Source organism: Shewanella decolorationis S12, from assembly GCF_000485795.1.
Taxonomy (GTDB): domain Bacteria; phylum Pseudomonadota; class Gammaproteobacteria; order Enterobacterales; family Shewanellaceae; genus Shewanella; species Shewanella decolorationis.
The window spans coordinates 116186-142059 of the sequence record NZ_AXZL01000070.1; the positions used below are offsets into that span (position 1 = coordinate 116186).

Annotated in this window: 23 protein-coding genes; 5 read left to right on the plus strand and 18 right to left on the minus strand. The window is 48.2% G+C overall.

Annotated features, from left to right (window positions below; all coding sequences use genetic code 11):
* Positions 1–13: 13 nt before the first annotated feature.
* From SHD_RS14115 to slyA, 11 genes are all read right to left on the minus strand, one after another.
* Entirely contained in the window at positions 14–349 is a 336-nt protein-coding gene (locus SHD_RS14115; protein WP_023267741.1) for a c-type cytochrome, read from the minus strand.
* Positions 346–729 (minus strand): hypothetical protein, encoded by a 384-nt coding sequence (locus tag SHD_RS14120; RefSeq protein WP_023267742.1) that lies wholly within the window; start codon positions 727–729, stop codon positions 346–348. The genes SHD_RS14115 and SHD_RS14120 overlap by 4 nt, the downstream gene beginning before the upstream one ends.
* Entirely contained in the window at positions 729–1955 is a 1227-nt protein-coding gene (locus tag SHD_RS14125) for a sulfite oxidase (RefSeq protein ID WP_023267743.1), read from the minus strand. The genes SHD_RS14120 and SHD_RS14125 overlap by 1 nt, the downstream gene beginning before the upstream one ends.
* A gap of 1 nt (position 1956) precedes the next feature.
* Positions 1957–2259 carry a c-type cytochrome gene (locus SHD_RS14130; protein WP_023267744.1) on the minus strand — a complete coding sequence of 101 codons (303 nt, stop codon included), beginning with the start codon at positions 2257–2259 and terminating at the stop codon, positions 1957–1959.
* Positions 2260–3321: 1062 nt separating this feature from the next.
* Positions 3322–3744, minus strand: a complete 423-nt coding sequence (locus tag SHD_RS14135; RefSeq protein WP_023267745.1) for a hypothetical protein — start codon at positions 3742–3744, stop codon at positions 3322–3324.
* 110 nt (positions 3745–3854) lie between these two features.
* Complete coding sequence (locus SHD_RS14140) at positions 3855–4226, minus strand: DUF2750 domain-containing protein (protein ID WP_039978439.1); 372 nt, start codon at positions 4224–4226, stop codon at positions 3855–3857.
* Between the two features lie 1127 nt (positions 4227–5353).
* A complete protein-coding gene (locus SHD_RS14145) occupies positions 5354–6409 on the minus strand; it encodes a c-type cytochrome (RefSeq protein WP_023267747.1) in 1056 nt (351 codons plus the stop codon).
* Positions 6410–6419: 10 nt separating this feature from the next.
* Positions 6420–7046, minus strand: coding sequence for a c-type cytochrome (locus SHD_RS14150; RefSeq protein ID WP_023267748.1), 627 nt, complete (start codon positions 7044–7046; stop codon positions 6420–6422).
* Positions 7047–7235: 189 nt separating this feature from the next.
* A complete protein-coding gene (locus SHD_RS14155; protein WP_023267749.1) occupies positions 7236–8264 on the minus strand; it encodes a DUF2955 domain-containing protein in 1029 nt (342 codons plus the stop codon).
* 16 nt (positions 8265–8280) lie between these two features.
* Complete coding sequence (locus SHD_RS14160; RefSeq protein WP_023267750.1) at positions 8281–9339, minus strand: HlyD family secretion protein; 1059 nt, start codon at positions 9337–9339, stop codon at positions 8281–8283.
* A gap of 8 nt (positions 9340–9347) precedes the next feature.
* The gene (gene slyA / locus SHD_RS14165; protein ID WP_039978440.1) at positions 9348–9821 is read right to left on the minus strand and encodes a transcriptional regulator SlyA; all 474 of its coding nucleotides are present in this window, start codon (positions 9819–9821) and stop codon (positions 9348–9350) included.
* Positions 9822–10043: 222 nt separating this feature from the next.
* Between slyA and SHD_RS14170 the strand changes: the two genes are divergently transcribed.
* A complete protein-coding gene (locus SHD_RS14170) occupies positions 10044–11948 on the plus strand; it encodes a methyl-accepting chemotaxis protein (RefSeq protein ID WP_039978457.1) in 1905 nt (634 codons plus the stop codon).
* A 63-nt stretch (positions 11949–12011) separates the two neighbouring features.
* Here the strand turns inward: SHD_RS14170 and metF are convergent, their stop codons facing one another.
* From metF to metB, 3 genes are all read right to left on the minus strand, one after another.
* The gene (gene metF, locus SHD_RS14175) at positions 12012–12905 is read right to left on the minus strand and encodes a methylenetetrahydrofolate reductase (RefSeq protein WP_039978441.1); all 894 of its coding nucleotides are present in this window, start codon (positions 12903–12905) and stop codon (positions 12012–12014) included.
* Between the two features lie 279 nt (positions 12906–13184).
* Positions 13185–15578 (minus strand): bifunctional aspartate kinase/homoserine dehydrogenase II, encoded by a 2394-nt coding sequence (locus SHD_RS14180; protein WP_023267754.1) that lies wholly within the window; start codon positions 15576–15578, stop codon positions 13185–13187.
* An 11-nt stretch (positions 15579–15589) separates the two neighbouring features.
* Positions 15590–16753 (minus strand): cystathionine gamma-synthase, encoded by a 1164-nt coding sequence (metB, locus tag SHD_RS14185; protein WP_039978458.1) that lies wholly within the window; start codon positions 16751–16753, stop codon positions 15590–15592.
* 222 nt (positions 16754–16975) lie between these two features.
* On the opposite strand from metB, the gene metJ reads away from it, so the two are divergent.
* Both metJ and SHD_RS14195 read left to right on the plus strand, forming a co-directional pair.
* Positions 16976–17290, plus strand: a complete 315-nt coding sequence (metJ, locus tag SHD_RS14190) for a met regulon transcriptional regulator MetJ (protein ID WP_011073770.1) — start codon at positions 16976–16978, stop codon at positions 17288–17290.
* A 107-nt stretch (positions 17291–17397) separates the two neighbouring features.
* The gene (locus SHD_RS14195; protein ID WP_023267756.1) at positions 17398–18141 is read left to right on the plus strand and encodes a sulfite exporter TauE/SafE family protein; all 744 of its coding nucleotides are present in this window, start codon (positions 17398–17400) and stop codon (positions 18139–18141) included.
* A gap of 184 nt (positions 18142–18325) precedes the next feature.
* Here the strand turns inward: SHD_RS14195 and nrfD are convergent, their stop codons facing one another.
* From nrfD to SHD_RS14215, 4 genes are all read right to left on the minus strand, one after another.
* A complete protein-coding gene (nrfD, locus tag SHD_RS14200; protein ID WP_023267757.1) occupies positions 18326–19270 on the minus strand; it encodes an NrfD/PsrC family molybdoenzyme membrane anchor subunit in 945 nt (314 codons plus the stop codon).
* 2 nt (positions 19271–19272) lie between these two features.
* The gene (locus SHD_RS14205) at positions 19273–19839 is read right to left on the minus strand and encodes a 4Fe-4S dicluster domain-containing protein (RefSeq protein ID WP_039978442.1); all 567 of its coding nucleotides are present in this window, start codon (positions 19837–19839) and stop codon (positions 19273–19275) included.
* A 12-nt stretch (positions 19840–19851) separates the two neighbouring features.
* Positions 19852–22134 (minus strand): thiosulfate reductase PhsA, encoded by a 2283-nt coding sequence (gene phsA / locus SHD_RS14210; protein WP_039978443.1) that lies wholly within the window; start codon positions 22132–22134, stop codon positions 19852–19854.
* Between the two features lie 378 nt (positions 22135–22512).
* On the minus strand, positions 22513–23139 hold the full coding sequence (locus SHD_RS14215) for a pentapeptide repeat-containing protein (RefSeq protein ID WP_023267760.1): 627 nt from the start codon (positions 23137–23139) through the stop codon (positions 22513–22515).
* A gap of 705 nt (positions 23140–23844) precedes the next feature.
* On the opposite strand from SHD_RS14215, the gene SHD_RS14225 reads away from it, so the two are divergent.
* Entirely contained in the window at positions 23845–24948 is a 1104-nt protein-coding gene (locus tag SHD_RS14225) for a phosphoribosylaminoimidazolesuccinocarboxamide synthase (RefSeq protein ID WP_023267761.1), read from the plus strand.
* 753 nt (positions 24949–25701) lie between these two features.
* Positions 25702–25866 carry a hypothetical protein gene (locus SHD_RS21965; RefSeq protein ID WP_023267762.1) on the plus strand — a complete coding sequence of 55 codons (165 nt, stop codon included), beginning with the start codon at positions 25702–25704 and terminating at the stop codon, positions 25864–25866.
* Positions 25867–25874 lie beyond the last annotated feature (8 nt).

Consider the following 25874-nt stretch of genomic DNA (forward strand, 5'->3'; position numbering starts at 1 on the left):
ACGGCTAGCCGCACTAATTTGCACTGAGATTGGGGATATCTTGCTGACTATAAAACAGCGCCACATCCTGTAATTGCTCGGCCGTTAACGCACTGACCTGTGATTGCATTAACGGTTCGAGGCGTAAACCCGCTTTGAAATCGACTAACTGCTTATTAAGGTAAGCCGGTTTTTGCCCCCTTAAATTGGGGAATTGCTTAGCCATGGCGATCATCGCCAGCCCATGGCATGACTCACATTGGGCCGTGGCCAGCGTCTTACCCCGCTCGATATCGGCTTGATAACCTTCGGCATAAACCGCTTTGGATAAGCCGCACAGGACAAGCAAACTGACGATAAACATTTTCATTGAGATCCCTTAGCGGCAGGTTTAGCTGGCGGTCGTAACTGGCTTGCGTCAAGGGGCAAACGCCTAAAGAGGGTCATATCCATTTCAGCTTGACCATAATAGGTACAGAGGTAGCTCAACGTCGGCTCCCATGTATCCGACAAATCCCATAAGCCTTGGGTATCCACCATCCACTGCAAGGTTTCTTTCCAAAAGGCTTTATCACCGCGATTTTGAGTAACAATCATACTGGTGTGGCAGGCATTGCATTGATAATTCACCAATTCCCAACCGGGTGCCATAATAAGGCCCGACTGAGGGTCCACGGGATACTCGGCGGCAAACGACGCCCCAGTGAATAGCAGCCCACACATTATCAGCTTATTGACATGCGCTCTCATCACACCACCCTAACGGCAATACGGTGGCAACCATTAAACATATATCCCTTAGGGTTCCATTGTGGCTGTACAACGGGTTGGCTATCACCTTGACTATCAGTCGCTTTTGCCCAGATTTCGTAATAGCCCTGTGTTGGTAGTTGTAATTCGATGTTCCATTGCTGCCATGCGGTGGCATTTTTCGGTTTTTGCAGCTCAGCGACAAACCAACGGGTGCCATAATCGTAACTCACTTCCACCTTCACCACTTCGCGCACGCCCGCCCACGCATGGCCCGCAACCGTCAGTTTTTGTCCTTGAGCGAGTTCAGTGCCGGATTGCGGTTGAGTGATCAAAGTCTTCACGATCATTTCTTCAATAATTCGATAGTCTTTTTCAGCAACCGTCTCGCCGGGTGCAATGGGATATTTTGGCACTTGATACGCTGGCGCTTCCATTTTATGCCCGTCGTGGACTTTATTACGCACACTGATCCCCGTTGCCGCTTTTTGCGAAACCGAGCCCGGCCGGCCACCAAATACGATACGTAGGGGATAACCATGCAGGTAAGGAATATCCTCACCATTCATCGACCATGCGATTAGCCCAAGCTCTTCGAGCGCCGCCTTGATAGGAACACCGCGGGAAATAGCCTCACCTTTTCCGCTCAAATGCAAATCAGCCCCGTGGTGGCCGGTGTAAACCGCATCGGCTTTAACACCACAATCCTTAAGCACATCGCTCACCAACACCCCTGTCCACTCTGAACAAAATACCGCCGAGTTATTCCACTGATTGCCCTTAGTGCTCGGGAAAAAGCCAGCGCGACTATTGCCGCCACATTCAATCAATAACTGTAAGGTGTAATGTTTAAAGCGGCGCTTTAACTCATCAATGGTGTAGGTTTTAGGGGTGATAACCGACTCGCCATCCACTTTAAAAGTCCAGGTTTTAGCATCCAGCGTCTTAAAATCAGGCACTATGCCATTCCAGCGGATAAACGAAACATCGGCAGGCGTCACCGAAGGCGCGAGCATATGCTCTGGCGGATAGGCATTCAGCGGGTTAGTGTTTAATACTTTGAAATAGCTCGGTAAGTCCTCGGCTTTTGTCCAAGTTAATGCCGAAATATCCAAAGCACTAACCCCAGCAGGAAGCTTATCGGCAAATACCCACTTAACCGGCAGCGCGGATAATACCGACGTCGCTACCGCACCTTTTATAAAAACTCGACGATTAAGATCCATGTTATTTATCCTTTCCGAGGTAAAAGTATTCCGCCATCTGCTGCATATCCGCCTCACTCAACAACTGAGCGACTTTAGTCATAGTGGGGTCTTGGCGCGTGCCAGCCTTAAAGGCTCGAAGCTGCTTCAACAGATAATCCGAGTTTTGCCATCCAATATTCGGAATATGTTCAAAACGACTCATGCCAGACTCGCCATGACAGGCCTTGCACATATTCAATAATTTATTGCTCTCATCGGCGTGGGTTACCGCCGGTAACATAAGCATCAGCACACCCGCCGAATAAATCACTCGCAGCAACATCCGTTATTCTCTTCAGTTAGTGTTCATCACGACGACTGTCATTGAACGTAGCCATTCAGATAACATTAAGTTACATCAACGCTTATCGAGGTTTACATTCAATACAATTGAATCAAAAGCTCAAAAGAAGTGACTTGTATTAGCAAGTAGTAAAATGGCAAGCCATTGATTAGAAATGGGAGATGTTTTTGGCCTTATGGCCAAAGGGAGTTAACGTCGTGGGGCTTCAACCCCTGATTTTTTAATCAAGAGTCGACTAAGGAGGGCTGCTCGTCGTATCAAAAACGTCCATATTAAACTACCAGCTCGATATCCCTATCTCGCACTCAAAACGGCCGTTGGCCTTCGCCCTTGGATGCTCCAAGACGCCCCAACGGAGTAAGCATTCTTATGCTATCGCGTCAGACGCTCGTCCCTGATTCGACTGACGCTATCTCGGCATCTGATAGGCAGGATGCCTGAATGTCGTGAAGTGCAGGGTCAATGATGTTCCATACATCATACTGACATTTTCCATTTCCCTATGGATCAGATGCACGTGAACGACCATGCCTCGCTTACGCAATGAACACAAATGCCCTGCGGCAACTCCGAGGGGATGGTGAACTCCTGTAACGTCTGTGTTGGCTGTATATCAGAAAAGAGTTGTCTCTCTCCGAGCTTTCAGCAGGAGAGTTATAACGCAGAAATAATAATGGTTTTTTCATTAACGTTGGAATAATCATTCCATCATCAAGGCACTCATATCGATTAAGCGTGCAAATAAACACCTAGGTTCTTATTGCCCTTTAATTAGCTGTATTCATCAAGTAATGTCTAACTAAAATCATATTTAGTGTATTCATTTAGCTTAGTAAGCCGCATTCCTGCGTTATGAAAAATGTATTCATAGATTCATACACGGTGAATTCATTTTGTTGTTAATTCGAAGGTCGCATAGATGAAGTATTTATTTCGAGGAATCTTTTAGCACCCGCACAAGGGGCTGATAATAGCTTGCTAAAATGTATAGCGAAGCAAAATCGAGCAAGCTTTTAGCAGTCCCTTCACTTAATGTGCTTGTTAACTATACTTTTCCGATTCAAATTCTGTATTTGACCATACTAAACCAAGCTCTGGACTTTCCAGCGAAAACTCTGAAAATACGCAAGTGTATGACTGAGCTACGTCACACATAAAAGATACCCAGTTTATGAAGTCTTCTTCACTCAATTCATTACCATAAGGGCGAGTTGTTCCAGTTAAGAATTGATACCCTTTTTCGTCAACCTCACTCAGCTCTATTTCATAGTTTTCGCTGAGCTGTTGGGCTAATTTATTTAACTTCGATGAAACGTCACAAAAATGAGAAAAATCCATAGCGAAAACTGTTTCCTCATTTGCTCCAGAGCTTACAACTGCATTCCATAATTGAGTTGCTTCATCTATTTTTCTGTTTTTGATTCGGGCGTAATATTCTTCCCAAGTTTTTTGCGGATCGCTCATAGAACTCCCTGTATAGCTAACGCCCGCATAAACGGGGCAAAATGCTTGGCTATAATTTGAGAGGAACGTGCACAAGCCAAGCTTTTTATGTCCGCCTCTTAATGCGCTCGTTAGGTGTTTTTACTAGTTTGCTTTCCTTGTCGATAGATACGCCGAATCATTTCATTTGCTTCGAACGTAGTACCCGAAAGATTTTCTCCTGTCCAATTTGGTCCGATACGTATATTTGACGCAACCAAATCAAGTACCCATTCAGCTTCAAATTCATCGAATTCTATTGAAGTCGGTACTCCGCTATCAAAATCTTTAAGCAGCTCAATCACTTTTGTTACTCTGGATTCAGAAGACCAAAATGGAAGTACCTGTGAACCATCTTCTTCAAACCACTGCAATAAAGATCCATCTTCAAATTCAATAGTCCAAAGCAGTTTCGTCTTGTACACCTCTCTGCAGAATGCTGCCACCTGTGACATCATACTCATAAGAACACCTAACAGTGCATTACCCGCTCTTCTACTAGAAACCAACGAATAGAGTTGAACATTGGAATTAGCTGAGTAAATAATTTAATTATTCTAATAAGTTAGCATCAACCTCAGTATGGTATCAACGTTTTTCATCCTGAAAAATCGAGTCCCTATTAACCGAGAAGCATTTTGGTTTGTTAAAAAAGAGGTGGATATCATTTGGTATTTCCTCTTACTTAGGAAATACAGTAAGGTGTAACAAGAGTTTGTTTCCTTTGACCAAAGACCAGCGTAAATCAGCTTCTTAGAAAACGTAGAGAGGGTTCGACTCCCTCGATACGTTTCATGTATTCAAGATAAGTTTTGAAATCAACAGACTACACTGATGCCCGAAAGGCGAGTCATGGTGATTAGCGAGACGACCGTCCGCCCCATGGCCGCTTTTTGGCATCCATGCCATCGCGGCATTTGTGAATCCTTTCACATCAGACGGGCGGCCCTGCATCCACGGATGGACAGGCTGCGAGTCGGTGAGCGAATGCCATGACAAGCCTATACGTTAATACCTGCAAATACTAAGACCCCTTCAACGTAAAACCCAAATGAGTCGGTACAATTGACCAATAAAAAAGCCAGCAAAGCTAAATGCTTGCAGGCTTTTCTGCCTATCTAATCCACCGACTCGCTTTATTTCACCGCGAGAACAGTCAATCAAAACGACTAAACTACAAAAGATGGGACAGGCACAAATCTTTTGGATTAACAGCTAGCACCAAGGCAACAGAAGTTCACCATCCCCTGCGAAGTTGCCGCGGGGCGTTGGAATAAATTGCGTGAGTCCGGACATGGATGTCCGACTAGCTTTCGTAGGTACAGGGACGTTGCCTTCGGAAGCGATAGCAATTTATCCATAAGACCAAGGCTAGTAACCAATGCATGTAACTTCGCTAGGGGTGTCTTGGAGAATCCAAGGAGGATAGGACGAGCAGTCCTCCTTGGTCGGGTGTGGGGTGAAGCCCCACGACTTTGATTCATCTCGGCCGTAAGGCCTCAATAACTCACATACTTAGGCGATTTAATAAGCCTCCCATCCAGTTACTCACCTTACTTAATAACGCGAGCACTGAATAAGAGCGACTCAACTAGGACTTTTTCGGAAATACCGGATAAGAGCCAGTGCCAAGCACTTTGCCATCGACTTCGACACCGTAGTAGTCGTTGTCATTATGGTATTTTTCCTGCGCTTGTTTCACATCGCCCTTATTGCGGGGGTCCTGTGGCCGTTCATGGGAGTTAATGTAAGCGGCAACGTCCCATGCCTGTTGGTTAGTGAGCTGAATACTCTTAGCGAAAGGCATGTTTTCATAAATGAAAAATGCAGCAGTATTGACCCTGTGCATCCCCGCGCCCCAGTTGTAGCTCATTGGGCCCCACAGTGGCGGCAAGGAATAAACGCCCGCCATCGCTTGGCCTTGACCATCGGCGCCATGGCACGCTTGGCAATGGGCGGTATACACGGCTTTTCCGCGCTCGGGTGAGAACGCAAGTTCAGGTTTTGGGATCTCAGGATAACCACGGCCGGGCAGATTCGCGCGTTGCTCCACTGTCATCGCTTTGGCTAGTGTGTCTGGCAGCGGGAAATCCTCACGTTTGGCGCCTTTTACCAATTCGGCATCGCTAAGTTCTGGTACAGGGCCATCAAGGTTAGCCGCATCCATCAAACCACTCATCCCTAACCAGTAGGCATAAGCCGATAGTGCAACCAGTTCGGGGCTGCCCGCAGCGGGGGCTTTACCATTCATCGAATAGTTAAAGCAGCCTTGTATCCGCTCTTGAAAGGTATTTACTTTATCGTCTTTTTTACGATACGCGGGATAGGCAAAATAGGCGCCCCATACCGGTGACGCATTCGCCTTACGGCCCGCATCCATATGGCAGTTGGCGCAGTTAAGCTCGTTACCCACATACTTATCTCTTAACTGCTGGGTATTCACAAATAATTGATAACCCATGCGTACTTTATCGCCGAAGGCACCTTCGGGAATCGCACTTAAAGGTCTAGGCGTAAGATAGGTTTGATCAGGGTTTTTGGGCACTGAAGGCAATGGCGCTTGTTTGTCGGGTAACTCTTGCGCCGCTTGCACTTGAGTTGTCAGCACGCCCATTGCGGCCAATAGTAAGATGGCAGAAGATTTCATGGCCGGCTCCTTATTTCAAATTCGCAAAGTAGTTCGCTAAGGCATCCACCTCGGCGGCGGTCAGCTTGTTAGCCACATTGGCCATCATGCCGTCCACATCTCCCTTACGTGTGCCAGCTTGCCACGCCAAGAGTTGCGTCTTGATATAACTGGCCTGCTGACCCGCTAAACGTGGGAACAGGCCACCGCCTAAACCAGAGGGACCATGGCAAGTCACGCAGGCCGGTAAGCCACGTGACCAATCGCCTTGGTAAGCTAAGCGCGCAGTATCATCGCTAAAGGTCACCTGCTCACCACGGATCACAGGCTTAACCTCAGTCTTAGGGGATTTGGCGGAGAAGTAACTCGCCACTTGGTCAATGCCGTCACCTTGCAGTGTCATCGCCATCGGCATCATGGTCGCATTTTGGCGCACTCCCGCCTGAAAATGCTGTAATTGGGTGGTGATATATTCTTTCGAGAGTCCAGCCAAACGAGGGCCAAGTGGCTCAATGCCCTCACCTTCGACGCCGTGGCAGGTCACGCAGATTTGTCCCGCTGGCGGGAGAGCGCTGGTATTCGCCATAACGACAGAGGTCAAGACACAGCCATAGATAAGTGTGATGCCCTTGGCTAATGTTCTAATTTTAATATTCATTTTCTATCCTTGAACAAACCTTCAGTCATTCTTAACTGGTTTAAAACCGTGTTAACGTCAAACCTAAGGTTGCTAAAAAGAGATAATTGAGTGATGCGTTCACACGTTTAGCCCACACTAAACGTATCGAAACACCATACTCCTTGCACGGAAGCGGAACAAGCATTAAAAAAATCTAATATTAACGCTTTAGTAACCAAATCGGGTCGCTTCAAAGCTATTCAATAACTTATGTAGCAGATAACAGAGGAATAAAGTCGCCACTATCGCCACAAAAATGCTGCTCACCCGATACAGTGCACTAAAAATTAAGTCGTTACCTGGGGTTAAGTATTGGCCAAATAAAATCCCTAGGGTGGTCATGGCACCAAATCCCACACCTGAGCCGCTCGCCTCTTTTACATGGGCCTGCGCAAACAACATTAAGCCAAGCCATAGCAGCGGCACGATAAGGATCAATAAACCCGACCAATCGTAGAGGAGGAGTTGTACCATCACCCCAAACGACACCCCAAGTAAGGTACCAACGGCACGTTTACGGGCATAATCCAACGCCCCGTTCCAATGCATGGGGAATAAAAGTAGCAAGGTGGTTGCCTGCGCCGACATAGAGTCACGCAGATCGAAAATCTGAAACACTAAGAAAGAAAACGTCGCAATGCTGGCACCGAGCAAGGCCTCATGGCGCATCCGATGTGGTGCCTTAGGGCCGGGTTGATAGGCAGCGCGAGGTTCAACATCCGGCCAAAGTGCCGTCATCAGATAGGCGATAATGACAGATAGCCCTGTCGCCCAAAAGTTACTAAAAATCAGATCATTAAGATCTGTGCCCGGATAGCTGGCAAAGTGCAGCATAATGCTTAAACTCAACACGCCATTGGCACCAAACAGAAACAGGCTACCGTGGGACATCGCCGCAAAACGATATAAAAACAGTAAAAAAACAATCGGCGTCATCAATCCGGGATGGCTACCGAAGAAGCCTCCGAGCAGGCCGACTTCAAGCCCCGCTATGGCAGATGATGCCAATAATTGCCTTACCGCATGGCCACTTATCACAGGGACCAAACCCAGTAATAGCATTGGGGTTACCGTAAAAAATACCCCATTACTCCACCCAAAGAGCTTACACAGGGTAAAACCAATGGTGCCGCCAGTTGCAATGCGCAAACACTGGCGTAAGTCATTAGCGGTTAATGGATTGTGGCGTAACAACATGCAAATTGCCTTGAGATTAATAGATGTAATGGAGCAGGCTAATGACCTTAATCTGCACCTTGGCTAGCAGGCTAAACAGCGTATTGTCAGGCAGCAATTGCACAGTAGCACGCGCACCTGCTGGCAGGTTATTCATCGCATTGTCGTCTAATACTAAATGCAGTCTTAAGCGCTGCGCATCACGCACCCAACGGTCTGACTCCTGCGGCGCAGCTAAACGGCCATTGGCATCAAACTGCCCCGCACTCACACCGGCATCCACACTGCTCACTTGGGCGCGATATAAACGGCCAGGCTCACCATCGAAGGCGATTAATGCAGGGTAAGATGCGTTAACGCCACGTAAGGTCTTTTCACGAAAATCGGCAATAATATCTAATTTATCAGAGACTAAGGCGAGTAACGGCTGGCCTACTGCGGCAAAACTGCCCACTTCGAGTTGCAGGTTGGTCACCACCCCATCTTGATCGGCACGAATTTGGGTGTAAGACAGGTTCAGCTCAGCTTGCTCTAAGGCATTTTTCGCTTGGCGCACTCTTAGGTTATCTTCACCATAGAGGCCACGGCTGACTTTGAGTTTATCGAGACGAGCATTAGCGGCTAACAAATTCGCCTCGGCGGCGTCCGCATCGCTATCAGCCTGATCCCGTTGCTGCTGCGACACACCATGGGTGGCATACAGTGCATCTAAACGTTTGGCTTCGCGACGTTTTAGTTTAGCCGTAGTGGTACTGGCATTCACTTCCGCCTTGGCGGCTAACAACGAAGCATCTAACTCGGCATTGTCCTGACGCACTTGCTCTAGGGCCAATTTGGCCTGAGACACGGCTAACTCAAAGGGGGCGGGGTCGACTTGAAACAGTAAATCGCCCTTGGCGACCACTTGGTTATTCTTCACATTAATAGTTTGAATCTTACCGCTGATCTGCGGAGTCACCTTAGTCACCACACGGGTTGCCATGGCCTGTGGGGTTAAGGGCATCATAGCGTCGGCAAACATAAAATAGCCAAACACAGCCACAAAACCGAGCATGGCGATTTTGACGAGGCGGGCAAATTGTTGATCCGGTGTCATCTTATTTCTCACTCAAGAATATCTGTGCTCTTAGCCAACTTGGCTAAGGCGTTTTCACTAATTAGGCTAATGATGCGTTCAAACTCGCCAAGCTCAGTGGCACTAATGCCTGCTAATAATTCACCACGTACATGGATAATCCGCGCTTCGACTTGCTTTAATACGTCCTTTCCCGCGGGTGTTAGCGATACGATTCGAGCGCGCTTATCTTTAGTGCAGCAATGACGCTCGACTAAACCTTGCTCCTCAAGCTGCCCTAAGGTACGCATCAAAGAAGCCAATTCAATTTCCAGCGCATCCGCCAACACCTTCTGGCTCACGTTGTCGCCCAAACGCAATAACTTCCACAATGCCGTCCAACGAGGATGGGTTAACCCAAGTGGCGCTAACTCCACATCCGCCACGGTGCGCCATAGTCGGTGCAAGCGGCCCAAATGTTCCGCCAGGGATAACTCCTTTAATCGCTCTAATTCTTTTTGCATCATGCTTACCCATTTACTTAGCCTGCTAAGCATTATACATAGTTAGCAGGCTAAGTAAATAGTTTTAAGGAATATGAAATTCTGTGTCCGAGTCCACGAATTAGCATAAAAGGCAAGGAACAATCTGAAAAAGCACGCTTTATCTCAGATATGAATCTGTTAGCTATCTATAATTTTCGTTAAGTAAAAAGACGGATTTATATCGACTGGGAGGTTATTTTGATCAATCTAAAAATTAGCACTCGAATTGTGATTGGGCTGTGCATACTCTTGCTAGCAGTCATGACATTTATCATGCCACTCGTGCTATCAGAATTTAGTAGCCAAGCAGAAAAATCCGAGCAAAGAGAACTACATAAACTCTATCAAACCGCTGTTGCTGAAATTGCATCATCGGGGAAATTAGCCGAAGCGATGGCGACGATTGTCTCACTCACACCTGAGGTACAAAGTGCGTTTGCCGAACGAGATCGAAATGAGCTAGCCAGTCGCACCTTACCTATATTCACAAAACTCAAGCAAGAATTTGCAGTACAACAATTTCAGTTTCATACGCCACCTGCCACCTCATTTTTACGGCTACATCGGCCCGAAAAATTTGGTGATGACCTCACCGCTATCCGCAAAACTATCGTTGAAACCAACCAGCAAAAACGCGCTCTTTATGGATTAGAGTATGGTGTGGAAGGTTTAGGTATTCGCGGTCTAGTACCCATGTTTAATCATGGAGAACATACAGGCTCAGTAGAATTTGGCATGTCTTTTGGTCAACCCTTTTTTGATAATTTTAAACAAGCCTATCAAGCTGAAATCGCCTTACTCTTGCCTGATGGCAATGGATTTAAAGTCTTTGGCGGTACATTTACCCCTGAAACTGCAACTATCGATGAGTTAACGGCTGTCATGCAAGATAAGGGGGAAGTCATTCGCGCCACGACCTTAAATGGTCAATCCTTTGCGTTATACCGCCATGCAATTAGAGACTATTCAGGCCGCATATTTGGTGTATTAGACATTGCAATTGATCGCAGTCATTTCGAAGAAACAATGTCAAATATTCGACTCAAGTTAAATCTGATTGGCCTATCTGCTTTATTAATCGGTACAGCTATTGCTTGGTTTATCGCCAAAGGCATCACTCGCCCAATCGCAGAGACAACCCATGCGATGAACGATATAGCCAAAGGTGAAGGCGACCTTACTCGCCGTATTGAAGTAAAAGGCAAAGACGAAATAGCAGAACTCTCAATCGCGTTTAATCACTTTGTCGAAAAAATTCATCATACAGTTTCCCAAGTTGCAGACTCAACCAGCCTATTAGCAACTGCCGCTGAAGAAATGTCCGCCATCACCCATGAAACTCAACAAATGGCAAGCAGGCAGCACCAAGAGACAGAACAGGTCGCCACCGCAATGAATGAAATGGCGGCAACAGTGCAAGAAGTCGCCCACAATGCCACCGACGCCGCCGATGCGGCAAATCACGCCAATCAATCAACTGAACATGGTAAGCTGCTGGTTGAAAAGGTTATTTCAACAATTAGCCAGCTTGCAGGTGAAATTTCCCATGCCGCCAATGCCATTAACGAACTCGAGCGCAATACCACACAAATTGATTCAGTATTAGTGGTGATCCGCAATATTGCCGATCAGACCAACTTACTCGCCCTCAATGCGGCGATTGAGGCAGCCCGCGCGGGTGAACAGGGCCGCGGCTTTGCGGTAGTGGCAGATGAGGTACGCACACTCGCTAGCCGTACTCAAGCTTCAACTACCGAAATTCAGCAAATGATTGAAGCTCTGCAACAAAAAGCAAAATCCACAGTTAACGTGATGAAAACCAGTACAGCGACAACTCAAAATTGTGTCTCTCAAGTACATGAGGCAGGAGAATCTCTTGATGCAATTACAGCGGCGGTTTCTACCATCAGCCAAATGAACATTCAAATCGCCAGTGCCGCCAATGAGCAGTGCGCCGTCTCTGCGGAGATTAATAAAAACATCAATAATATTAATGATATTGCAACCAATGCGACCGATAGTACATTGCAAACCGCGCGGGCAGGTGATGAACTTGCTCAACTTGCTGCACGGTTAACCGCCCTACTGGCGCATTTTAAAATTTGATGCTTAAAAAAGACGAAACAAAACGCCGCTAAAAAGCGGCGTTTTTTATGGGGGGTTACTGAGTTATACCGCCTTTGGGCGAACCCCTAAGGTATGGCAAATCGCATAGGTCAGTTCGGCGCGGTTAAGGGTGTAGAAGTGGAAATCTTTAACACCTTCACGGGATAACACTTTGACCATATCAATCGCCACGTTTGCGCCCACTAACTGACGGGTTCCGGCATCATTCTCTAAGCCATCGAACTGCTTATGCAACCAGCTCGGCAGGCTCACATTGGTCATGCCCGCAAAACGCTTTAACTGAGTGAAGTTAGTCACGGGTAAAATACCGGGGACGATTTCGACATCAATTCCCGCCGCAACGCAGCGGTCACGGAAGCGCAGGTAAGATTCCACATCGAAGAAAAACTGGGTAATAGCACGGCTCGCACCGGCATCAATTTTACGCTTAAGGTTAATCAAATCGGCCTGAGCGTTAGCCGCATCTGGGTGCACTTCTGGGTAAGCTGCGACCGAAATATCAAAGTCAGCCACTGAGCGCAGTAGGCGCACTAAATCAACCGCAAAGCGAGTTGGTTTTGGGCTGCCCGCAGGCAAGTCGCCACGCAGCGCCACTATGTCGCGAATACCCGATTTCCAGTAATGCTTCGCCAGATCTAACAACTCTTCATCACTGGCATCCACTAAGGTTAAGTGCGGCGCGGCAACCAGATTGGTTTCTTTTTGAATACGTTCAATTACGCCATGGGTACGGTCGCGCACACCCGAGTTTGCACCATAGGTCACTGAAACAAACTTAGGATTCAGCGGCTCTAAACGGCGGATAGAGTTCCACAGGATCTGTTCCATTTCGGGGGTTGATGGCGGAAAAAACTCAAAAGAAACATTAATATCGCCATTAAGTTCGGACAAACTTTGGTTTAGCGAATGTGAATGTTGTGCGTGATGAAAAGCCATGTGTATTTCCTCAACCGCCCAAGTGCGACGCTCCATCGCGCTGGTACGACTTATAAATGCAGTAATTTAATCCATATGGATGTTTGGACGTCTATATGTCCATATACTAGAGAAACTGGCGGTTAAGTCAAGCCAAAAAATCCCCCTTTTTGGCATTTTCTTATCCCTTGTTTGCCACTTAGATCCTAGACCTAATTTTAGCCAACAAAAAAGGACTCGAATGAGTCCTTTAAGTCTATGAATATAAGCCGAATCAACTTGAAGATACGGGGTTTATTCCTATTCTTGCAGCAGATCGCGACAGATCTGTGTTAGATCCGATTGCACCGCCGCCGCTGTTACCTCACGGCCAGCACCCGGCCCACGGATAATCAAAGGATTACCTTGATAGAAGGCAGAGCGGATCACAAACACATTGTCCCCGGGCGTAAGGTTGGCGTAGGGATGATTCGCATCAATCCACTGTAATCCCACCTCGGCTTTTAGGGTCGCACCGCTATTGTCCAAGGAGGCGACATATCTCAGTACCTTGTTTTGCTCCGCCGCTGCGCCGTATTGTTGCAGCAATTCATCATCCAGCTCACCGATACGGGCAAGGAATTGCTCCAGCGGAATATCCGCTAAATGGGCAGGCACTAAGGAGCGCAGCTCAATATCCTCAAGCTCGATTTCCAGACCGATTTCACGGGCTAAAATCAGCAGCTTACGCTGCATATCGCGGCCAGAAAGATCGTCGCGTGGATCGGGTTCGGTAATCCCTAAACCACGCGCTTCAATCACTAATTCCGAGAAAGGTTTGCTGGTATCGTATTTCTCGAATAACCAACACAGGGTGCCAGAGAAAATCCCGCCAACGGCTTCAACGCTATCGCCACTGTTACGCAAATCGTTTAAGGCGTGCTGAATAGGTAAGCCCGCGCCACAGCTAGCGTTATAACGCCAGAATAGACGGCGATAACCGAGTTGTTCCTTCAATTCCCGATAAAAAGGCAGCGGGCCAGAACCCGCGAGTTTGTTTGCGCTGACCATATGAATGCCGCGCTCGAAAAACTCTGGGTATTGCAGGGTTAAACTGGCGCTGGCGCTGATGTCTAATGCAATCAGTTCATCACAGTTAAGTTGTTCTAATTGTTCAAATAGATGCTCGTACTGCCAAGGTGTTGCCTCGGCATCGAATTCCTGCTGCCAGCTTTCCAAATCCACACCAGTGGACTTAATCAAAGCTTTACTGGAAGTAACCAGACCGACTAACTCGACTTGCGCTTCAAGCTCTTGATTTAACGAGGGAGAAACTGACTTAAACAGCTTCACCCACGCCTCGCCAATATTGCCCACACCCAGCAGCAATACGCCAATGCGTTTACGCGGGCCAGCACAGCGGCGATGCACTTTTTGCGTCAGCAGATTAACCTGCGACTGTGGCACTAAAGTCACCAAACTTAAGTCACCACTGAACAAGGGCTTAGCGTCGCGGCTCAGTAAACGGGCAAAGCTACGGCGATAATGCTCGGCATCGGCACTCACAAGTGCCACTAAACCAAGCTCGGTATTAATTTGCAGATCTTTAATGCCAAAGGCTTCTGCCTGCGCATCCAATAATTTTTGTACTTGTTTTTGATTTTCAGCGGTATAGGCAAGCTCAAGCCGTTGATGCGCCGATACCCAATGCGCCAGCGGCGTTAATCCTGCTTCGACTAATTGCTCGAGCAGATTGGCCACATCACCCGCGATCTTAAAGCCAAATAACACCACGGCATTAAGATTGGTTACTACAGGCGCGCTCGCTGAGGAGCTGTGCGGCGCAATCAGGGTAAAGTCGGTGTGGGAGGCATAGCTTGAGCGCACAGCCAAACTCACCTCAGTGTTAAACAGCGGCTGCAAAGTGCGTGAATGTAATACTGGCGAGCCTAAACGCGCTAGGCGATCGGCTTCGGCGAGGGACATGCTCTTGAGTAATTTCGCATCGTTGATCTTATTCGGGTCAGCGTTAAATACCCCTTCAACGTCGGTCCAAATGGTCACGCGCTCAATGTCGGCAAGGCTGGCAATTAGGCTAGCGCTAAAGTCAGAGCCATTGCGACCCAATAGCAAGGTATCGCCACGCTCGTTGGCGCAAATAAAACCGGTGATCACTAGACGCTCGTTAGGATGCGCGGCCAGTAATGCTTGCACTTTGGTGCGGGATTCTTGCACACGAATTTGCGGTACGGCGGCCTCGTCGGCCACGAGAATCGAACAGGCATCCACATGGCTTGCAGCCACACCCGATTCGCGCAGCAGCGCTGCCATTAAGCGCGCCGACCAACGCTCACCAAAACTCACTACATGGCTAATTTGGTAATCGTTACGGGAATCTAAAGATAATAGACTGATTAACTGGGCTTTATCCGTGGTTAAACGCTCACGCAGGTCCCGCGCTTGCTCATTGGATAACAGCTGCTCAATCAAGCCCTGCTGATAGCTGATAAGGACTTGTAACTCTTCCTGCCATAACTGGTTGCTATCGCGCAGGGACAATAATTTATATAAAAAGTTAGTGGTTTTACCCGCGGCAGACACCACCACCAGATCATCACTATGGCCATGGGTTAACAGAATATGGGCGACTCGGCGATAACAATCGGCATCGGCTAAGCTAGAACCACCAAATTTATGTAAGTGACAACGTGCCATCTATTATTCCTCTACTGACAAGCCGCGACGGCGGCCAATCCTGCTTGAATATCTGCAACTAAGTCGTCGGCATCTTCAATACCAACCGACAAACGTAATAGGGTGTCTTTAATACCAGCTTCAAAACGCGCTTGCGGCTCCATCGCCCTGTGGGTCATAGTCGCGGGTACGGCCACGAGACTCTCAACGCCACCTAAACTTTCGGCCACGCTGAATAAACTTAAGGCATCTAAAAAGGCGACCACTTCGGCCTCGCCGCCCTTAAGCTCAAAACTCAGCATAGCGCCAAAGCCTTTTTGCTGCTTGGCGGCAATGGCATGGCCGGGGTGTTCCGCAAGGCCTGGGTAATACACTTTGCTCACCACTGGGCTACTTGTCAGCACATCCACAATACGCTGGGCATTGCTTTGGTGCTCACGAATGCGTACGGCTAAGGTACGCAGGCCACGCAGGGTTTGATAACTGTCGAAGGCAGAACCCGTTAAGCCCAAGGTGTTTGACCACCAATGTAAGGTCTCACCGAGTTGAGGATCTTTGGCGATCACTGCCCCGCCCACCACATCGCTGTGACCATTGATGTACTTAGTGGTGGAGTGGATAACGATATCGGCACCCAGTAATAGCGGTTGCTGTAAAATTGGTGAGAGGAAAGTGTTGTCCACCACCACTAAAGCACCTACGGCGTGGCTCGCCTTGGCGATAGCTTCGATATCGACGACTCGCAGCAGAGGGTTAGAGGGGGTTTCAATCCACACCATCTTAGGTTGTTGGGCGATGGCTTGCTCAAGCGCTTGGGCGTCGGTTTGATCGACCACCAGCAGTTTAAATTGGCCCTTTTTAGCCAAGTGAGTAAATAAACGGTACGAACCGCCGTAGCAATCGTGGGGCACCACCAGCAAATCATCGGGGCCAAGCAAAGTGGTCACTAAGGTAATGGCTGCCATGCCAGTACAAGTCACCACACCGGTTGCGCCCTTTTCCAGCTTAGCTAGGGCATCACCTAGGATGCTGCGGGTAGGATTGCCGGAACGGCTGTAATCAAATTCACGAGGATTTTTATGACCATCGAAGGCGTAATTCGTCGACAGGTAAATTGGCGGCACCACAGCGCCATACTGAGTATCGCTTTCGATACCCTGACGCACTGCTAATGTGGCTAATTGACGTTCGGTCACTAATTTACCTGCGGTCATCGGGAACTCCTAAGTTCGCAAAGAGATGTCTGGACGTCTAAATGTACCTAAGCCCAGTGGTATCGTCAATAGGCGTTAAGACGTTTAGACGTCTAAACATAAAGAAATCTGTTTGCAATCGCTCAGAAATAGTAGCAATAATTTGACTGTAATCTGTAAGGGTTTAAAATCTGCCCCGAATTTAGCGTTATAACAGGTGAGTCAATGACTGAATGGAATGGGGAATACATCAGCCCCTATGCTGAACATGGCAAGAAGAATGAACAAGTAAAGAAAATTACTGTGTCTATTCCGCTCAAAGTGCTAAAAGTCCTCACGGATGAACGTACCCGTCGTCAGGTGAACAACCTGCGCCACGCCACCAATAGCGAACTGTTGTGCGAAGCATTTTTGCATGCCTACACTGGCCAGCCTCTGCCTGATGATGCCGATCTGTCGAAAGAGTGCCCAGATAGCATCCCCGCTGAAGCGAAGCGGTTGATGGACGAAATGGGGATCGAGTGGGAAGATATGGAATAACGCTCAGGCGTCCATAATTCTGCCGTACCTAATCATTAGGGATCGTTAATACTCATCTTGCCTGATGGGTTAGAGTAACGATCCCTATTTTGTTTTGATGGAATCCTATGTTCTCCTTGATAGATCCACAAACGCTCGCTATTGCGTCTGTGATTGTGTTTTTAGGTGCCCTCACCCAAAGTCTGATTGGCTTTGGCCTTGCCGTGGTGGCGAGTCCGCTGCTGTATATTGTCGACCCCGAATTAGTGCCCGCCCCCGTGATTGTGATGGGCTTTTCCATCGCCCTACTCACCCTACTGCGTGAACGCGGCCATTTAGAATTCAATGGCTTGCAATACGCGCTTATCGGTCGAGTACCCGGAGGTTTTATCGGTGCCAGCCTGTTGCTATTTGCGCCGCAGCCGATTCTTGGTTTAGCGATTGCAGCCATTGTGGCAGTCGCCGTGGTGCTGAGCCTGTATAAATTTAGCTTGCCAGTGAATAAAGCGACGCTATTTGGCGCGGGCGTGGTATCGGGGATCTTCGGTAATATTGCCGCCATTGGTGGTCCGCCGATGGCGATTCTGTTGGCGGGTAAGGATGCCTCAAAGTTTCGCGCCGCACTATCAGCCTTCTTTATCTTCAGCTCGACCATAGCGCTGGTCATTCTTGGGGTGACGGGCCTGCTCGAAGTTAAGCATTTATGGTTATCCCTGATGCTGTTGCCCTCAGTGTTTTTAGGCTATTTAGTGGCGGGCAAACTGGTGGGGAATGTGGATAAGCATAAGACCAAGATGGCAACCTTAGCCCTCTGCGCTATCAGCGCCTTAGTGCTTACGGTGAAATCTGTGATTGAGCTATTGCCGCAATAATTACCGTAATAATCCTCTTCCAATCGCTGCAAATTGCCGCCATAAAAAAGCACCGTTACCGGTGCTTTTTGCTTGCAGGGATGCGTGTTGTAACCCATTTGAGTATCACTTAATCGTATTAAAGTAATACTCATATTTGTGCGCTAGTTTGAATGCCATGGGTTAGAGCATTCGCTAACATCACTTAGCTCAGGTAGCTTTGTCCCGCATACACGATAAAGTGTCTCAGTGCTAACACGCCGGTTAAGCTGGCGCAGGCCACCATAATCATCGCGCCCTTGCTGTGGCGAGTTGCGGCAGGCAACAGCATAAACAGCAATGGCACACCAAAGCCAATCCCGACCACGCCAATCCAGAATACGCTTGCCCACACGCCAGAGGTGAGTGATGCCAGCGCCGCTGCCGCCGCACCGCCCTTAAAGTACAAGGCGCAGAACAACATAAACAGGAACATGATTTCGATTGCCATCACTGGCAGCTCTAAGCCATGCATTTTGGCTAAGGTCTTGTCGTGACTATCGGTTTTGAACATCACCAGCGCCAGCACCGCATTAGCCGCCGCGCCCGCCGATAAACCAGATACCAAGAACAGCGCTGGTAATACCGCAGTGTTCAGCATCGGATAGGCATTCATCGCCGAAATTAAGAAGCCAGTGTATGCGCCTACACCGATCGCGAGGACAAACAATAGCACTTCAATCAGCTTTCTAAAGGGCATCAGCAGCTTAGCGATAGGCACTAAGAAACCTAAGCCCCACTTTGGCAAATCGTCACGCAGTACTAAAATCGCGTAGGCAAATGCCAAGGGTGAGTAAGCCAGTAGCGCTAGTACCCCAATCGCCATAACGGACTGGAAGTTGTAGTTAATTAAAATCAACCAGAAGTGGAAAGGCTTAGTTAAATCAAACACTAAACACGCCAAGCCCAAGCTGATTGCCACAGGGCCAATAATCGCCGCAGCCTTGAGGATATTGCTTTCAACTTGCGTTTTTTCTTGATTGAACCAACGCAAACCAATGCCAATCAGCAAACTTCCGGCGGATAAACCCGCCATAAACAGATACACGGCGATGACCCAGTGCCAAGTGACGGGATCATATTGCGCCATATCGCCCCAAGTATTGTTCATAATCAAATCCCCCCTCTTTTGGTAGGAACGCGATATACCCTAGGATGAGTGCCTAAATGGGTCTTATCTTGGTAAGTGATCTTAGTGTTAAGCAGTTTTGCCACATCACTTTGTGGATCGTTAGCATCGCCAAACACCAATGCATCGGTCGGACATACAGTCACACAGGCAGGTTGTTCTCCCCGGGCTAAACGGGTGTCCTTACAGAAGTTACACTTGTCAGCCACTTTGGTTTCGGGATTCATAAAACGCACTTTGTAAGGGCACGCCGCCACGCAGTACATACAACCCACACACTTGTCGCCGTGGATGGAGACAATGCCGTCCTCGCCCACGTAGGCCGCGCCCGTTGGACACACCTTCACACAGGGCGCATCTTCACACTGCTGACACGACACTCTGTGGTACTTAAAGTGCAGATGTGGCATTTCGCCATAGGGCCCTTCGACTCTCACCTGTAAACGGGTCACCCCTTCTGGTACGCCGTTTTCACTGCGGCAAGCCACGTTACAGGCTTGGCAGCCGATGCACTTGTTCTCATCGTGCACCATCACATATCTTTTAGTCATTTGAGCCTCCAATTAGCGTTTTGCCAGCGTGACGCCAGTGGTGTGTACCGTCATGCCACACACAGGTGCGGTAACGTGGGGCAGTAAGTTTCCGCAGTGGATACCTTTGCCTGTCGCTCTAACCAACTCTTTGTTTTTAGAGCCAAAGCCCATATAAGCAAACACGGTATCGGGGCGAATGCCTGGGGTGACTAACGCATGGCCTTCTTCTGTACCTACGCTACTGGTTAAGCGGATAGGATCACCATTGCTGATGCCTAATTTGCTCGCGGTATCTGGGTGAACCCATACGGCGTTATCCGACATCAAATTCGCCAGCATGGGCACATTGTGGGTCGCGCCATTGGTATGTACCGCAACCTTACCTTGGATAAAGTAGAGTTCATTAGGCTTTTTAAGCTGCACTTCGCGGAACTTAATCACCCCGCGTCCTGGCGCCATGGCTTCAACCTTGGCTGAGGTCAATTCAATCTTGCCGCTTGGGGTTTTAAAGCTGAGTAAACTGCCGTAGGTGCCGTCTTCATCCACGGGTTTGGCATTGGCGTAAGCCTTAGTAAATTCGGCCACCATTTTAGGTTCGCGCAGCATTATCGGCTTACCGAAGCTGACAAAACCTTCGTCTTTGATCCGGCGTAGCAGATCTGTGTCGCGGTTTACCTGCAACAGTTGCAGGGTTTCCATGTTGTCCCAAGGGTAGAATTCACTTAGCCCCAGTTTGTGGCCAATATCCTTAAAGATTTGCCATGAAGGACGAGTATCCCCTAAGGTTTCAACTACCCGTTGGCGCACATAGTAGGCAGGGTTTTTACCTGACTTGTCGGCGATTTCCTCATCGCGTTCAAGGTAAGTTGACTCAGGTAAAATCACGTCGGCATAGGCGGCGGTTTCGCTGATATACACATCGCATACGGCAACAAAGTCGAGCTTTTTCAAGGCTTCGACCACACGCGCTCTGTCGGTCATGGTTTGCATTGGGTTAGTACGGGACATCACCCAACCGTGTAATTGGTAGGGCACGGCACTTAAGGTCGCATCGAGGATGGTTTGATAAATCCCGCCCGCTGACCACATCATGGCGTACTGCTCTTCCACTTGGTCGATACGTTTTGCCGCTGGTTTTGGCATATCTTTTACGCCGGGTTTACCCAGCACAGGCGACACATCTTCACCCGCGAGCTTGTTATAATCGCTAGGCTTTTGACCTAGGTAGATACCGCCCTTACGCTCAATATTGCCAATCAAGATGTTGGCAGCGTAAAGCGCGCGGCGCATTTCAAACTCTTCGGTGGTAAAGGTGGCTCTGTGACCAAAATCCACTACAGCATGGGGCGCTTTAGCGGCATATTCACGGGCAATACGGCGAATATCTTTGGCGGGCACATCGGAAACGGTTTCGGCCCACTCTGGGGTGTAGGCTTTTACTTCGGCGGCGAAGGCGTCAAAACCTTCCACATAACGCTCGATAAAGGCCTTGTCGTAAAGGTTTTCTTCAATCAATACATGGCATAAGGCTAAAGCGACGGCCACATCGGTGCCGGGACGAATCGCGTACCATTCATCGGCTTTATCGGCAACCACTGAGAATCTTGGCTCAAATACCACCAGCTTGGCGCCTTTATCCATTTGCGCCGCCATCATGCCGCGGGTTTCGGACATGTTGATGCCTTCGTACAGGTTATGGCCGAAGTTAATGATGTATTTGGAGTTGCTTAAATCGCGCTTTACCTTAGTGCCAAACATGGCCTTAGCGGCAATCTCGTAACCACCTGGGCAAGTTGAGGCATGGGTAAAGGTATTTGGGCTACCAAACGCAGTGGCGAGATGGAATAAGTGTTTTTCTTGCGAACCGGACTTAGAGGAAAATGCTACCGCCTCAGGGCCATAAGCTTGCTTGATTTTATTCAGATTATCGGCAATTAGTTGATAGGCTTCATCCCAACTGATTTCAGCCCACTTACCCTCGCCGCGCTCGCCAACCCGTTTGAGTGGTTTCACAATCCGCTGTGGATCGTAAAGTAAACTATGGCCAGCACCACCACGGGCACAGACTTTACCGCCAAAGGATTTAGCCGCCTTATTGCCGCTGATAAAGACGTTTTTACCTTCAATCACCCGCGCTGAAATCGGGCAGCGGGTCGAACACATCTCGCAGATACTGGCAATTTCTTTGCCCATTCCCTTCAGCTGCTTACTTTCTAATGCCGCTAAGCTGCCTGGCAACAGGCTAGCCAAGGCGCACGTTGCACCGCTGGCCCCTGCGCCCTTTAAAAAGGTTCGCCTATTAAGCTCAATCATGGTTACCTCCATCACACTCATCCACCCTTATGCGCCAATTGGCACACGCAAACTTAGGCTTTTTGTCACCACTGCGGTTAAAGGCTAAATCTGCTCACAGGTTTTTAGTTATTAATGCCAATGCCTTAAAAAACGTTGGCATTTTGCTGTTCCAGAGTGATTGTTATCTCGAAAGAGGTATGCGGCTATTGTGGTAAACCACATAGGCAAGTTTGGTGTGATCTGCGGCAACTAAAAGTTAAAAATACTCTAAAAATTTGTGAATAGGATCAATTGAATTGGCGAGTTATTTAGGGCTTAACCCGCCTAAATTTTGAGATAAAAAACACCCTAAAAAAATCTAAAAAATTACCAAAACAAGCTCGGTAAAATGGCAGCTTAATCGACTAGGTTGATCTCTAAGCCATTGAGTAAACGAACGGCTTCGTCGCGGCTAAACTTAGCACCTTTAATTTTATTATTAAAAATATCGATATCGTAATCGGTCGCCTCGGAGAAATCTGCCTCCATCAACTCGGTGCGGCCGAATAAGCTATGGCGAAAATCGCTGTAACTAAAGTTGGCGCGATTAAACTTACCCTCACGGAAATCCACATCCTGTGCCTTACAGCCCTCGAGCACCATTTCATCGAGCGTAAGCCCCATAAAAGAGCAGTCGTTTAAGATGCAGGTTCTAAAGCTAAAAGGCGCCGCAAAGGATAATCTCGGCCAAGCAGCGCGAGTCCAATCTATGCCCACCAGTTTACATTCTTCAAAACTCACACCGTTAAATTGGCTTAAGGGCACCTTGAGCAGGCTCAAATTACAGCCCACAAAACGGCAATCGATAAACTTACAGTTACGGAATGTGCTGTCGCTAAACTGGCAATCGTGGAACTCGCACTCTTCAAACTCCAGATCCTGCCACTGGGTTTGGCATTCGGCTAAGGCGATAAATTGCTTCGAGAAAAAATACCGCCCTTCGGAGGCGGCGCGCGCCATCATCGGCGTTTTGGGTTCTGTCATCTACTTACCTCGATATGTTTCATTCATGCCTTATGTTAGGGTCTGATGGGCAAACTGTGTTTTTCAATTCACAAAAAATAGGTGTTAACACAAAAAGCCACGCGGTATGGGGGCTCAGGCACTCGCTTTATTCAGGCCATCAATATTACCCCGATTTACAGCGCTAACTGCATGCCTATATTGGGATTAATGTCATTCTAAGGCTTAGCGAGTCACACTATAAACTCAAACTTCGCGATTCCTCTGCTCGGGTTTCATGGGAAGTATTTTCAGCTGCCACATTGATCCCCTCCCCAATTTACACCGACACGCCGCACAGATGTGCATAAATAGCCGTGGAAAATTTTGCGAATAAAGGTAAAATGGCGCCACTTTTCGCGGCTGTCTAACAAGGTTCTCTCGGATTAATGGTTAGCCTTTTCGAGCAAAATGGCACGGGGTTCCCCCGCTTGAACAGACCAGACTCCTTCTGGCGCCAACCTTGCTCTGCGTGCTATTTTTCCCCCTTATCCCGACCTTCTCTCTTCTGCCTATCGCCCGAAAATATCCTATTCGCTTTACGTTTTAACCTCGCCAATCTCTTGTGCGCACTTAGCAATAAGCTATTGGTCAATAATAAAAAGGTGGCAAAGCATTTACGGCTTAAGCACACCGCAACGAATAAAAAACTCGTCCCTACACTCTCTATCCAAAGGAATACTCGTCATGAGTCTTGCTGATTCCGTATTAGCCGTAAACAACGATTTACCCATCCGCACCGACAGCCCAGTCCATAGCGGCAAGGTACGTAGCGTTTACTGGCTAACCGACGCCGACAGCCGCCGTTTAATTCAAACCAAGGGCTACAATGTGCCCGAAGATACGCCACTTGCCATTATGGTGATTAGCGACCGTATTTCAGCCTTCGACTGCATCTTCCACGGTGAAGGCGGATTAAAAGGCATTCCTGGTAAAGGCGCGGCATTAAATGCCATTTCTAATCATTGGTTTAAGCTATTTGCCGAAAACGGTTTAGCCGACAGCCATATTTTAGATATTCCGCATCCCTTCGTTTGGATAGTCCAAAAAGCCCGCCCGATTAAAGTCGAAGCCATTTGCCGCCAATACATCACTGGCTCAATGTGGCGCGCCTACTCTAAGGGCGAGCGCGTATTCTGTGGTATCACACTTCCAGAAGGCTTAGAAAAAGATCAAAAGCTGCCGGATTTGCTGATCACCCCTTCGACCAAAGGTATTTTAACTGGTATCCCAGGTGTGCCCGCGCAGGACGATGTGAACATCAGTCGCAGCGATATCGAAGCCAACTACCAAGCCTTTGGTTTTGAAAAGGTAGAAGATATCGACCTGTACGAGAAGCTGTTAAAAGATGGCTTTAAGGTGATTTCAAAAGCACTGGCCGACCTTGACCAAGTGTTTGTGGACACCAAGTTCGAGTTTGGCTATGTGACCGACAAAAACGGCAACTCAAAACTGATTTATATGGATGAAGTGGGCACTCCAGACTCATCCCGTATTTGGGACGGCGCCGCCTACCGCGATGGTAAAATCCTTGAAAACTCTAAGGAAGGCTTCCGTCAGTTCCTGCTGAACCACTTCCCCGATCCGGATATTCTGCTTAACAAGGACAGAATGCCAGAGCGCGAAGCCCTCGCCCGTGATAATGCCCTGCCATTAGAGGCCATGATGCAAGTGTCGCGCACTTACACCGGCATCGCCGAGAAGGTGACTGGCGCGGCAATCCCGCTGCCAGCGAATCCAAAGGCAGATATTATTAAGATCCTACGTGAAGAGTATGATCTGATTGTTTAATCAAATCATAGGTTTTGGGTGGTTTACCCATCACTAAATAGTAGAAAAGGCGCTTAGGCGCCTTTTTTGTTTTCTTCGAAAACTGTGTTTGATTGTTTTAAAAAACAAAGTCAAAGTCGTGGGGCTTCACCCCACACCCGACCAAGGAGGACTGCTCGTCCTATCCTCCTTGGATGCTCCAAGACGCCCCTAGCGGAGTTGAAAGCCCCTTGGGCATTTAGCGTCCTTATGCTATCGCGTCAGACGCTCGTCCCTGATTCGACTGACGCTATCTCGGCATCCATGCCTCGCTCACGCAACGACCGAAAATGCCCTGCGGCAACTCCGAGGGGATAGTGAACTCCTGTGATCTCGGCGTTGGCTCTAAATTCAGAAAGAGTTTTGCCTGTCCCATCTTTCGAGGTTTTAACCATATGTTATTAAAGACGATATTGATCTTATTCAATACATACATTACTATGGCTGCGCGTTAGACTTAAAGGGATAGTTACGCCATAAATTGAACTCTGCTTTGGCAGGGAGTTCGTGGGAAAGCGAAAGCTTTCTGCCTGTTAACCCAGACATGCCTGCCGTCCTACCGTCGCTCGACGAGAGACACGCGCGGTACATGTGGGAACTCGAACCTTCGGGCGACCGAGGTTCGTCGAAACGGGGGCTCGTGCTGGTCAATCCCAACTCCTAATACAGGGCGAACCTGAGTTTTTATAGTGTTGCACAAAGCAACACGGGCTCAGGGGTATAGGAGTAACAAATATGCTTGAACAAAATAGTCAACGTGACCAGCAGATTTCAGAAGCTAAAAACACTAAGCGCGAAATTCTTAAGACTACTTTCAAAGTCTTCTGTATTGCCCTTAAATGGGTGTACCGCATTTGGTATTTGATCAATGGTGTCGGTGTAGAGCCTTGGTCTGAGTGATGAGATTC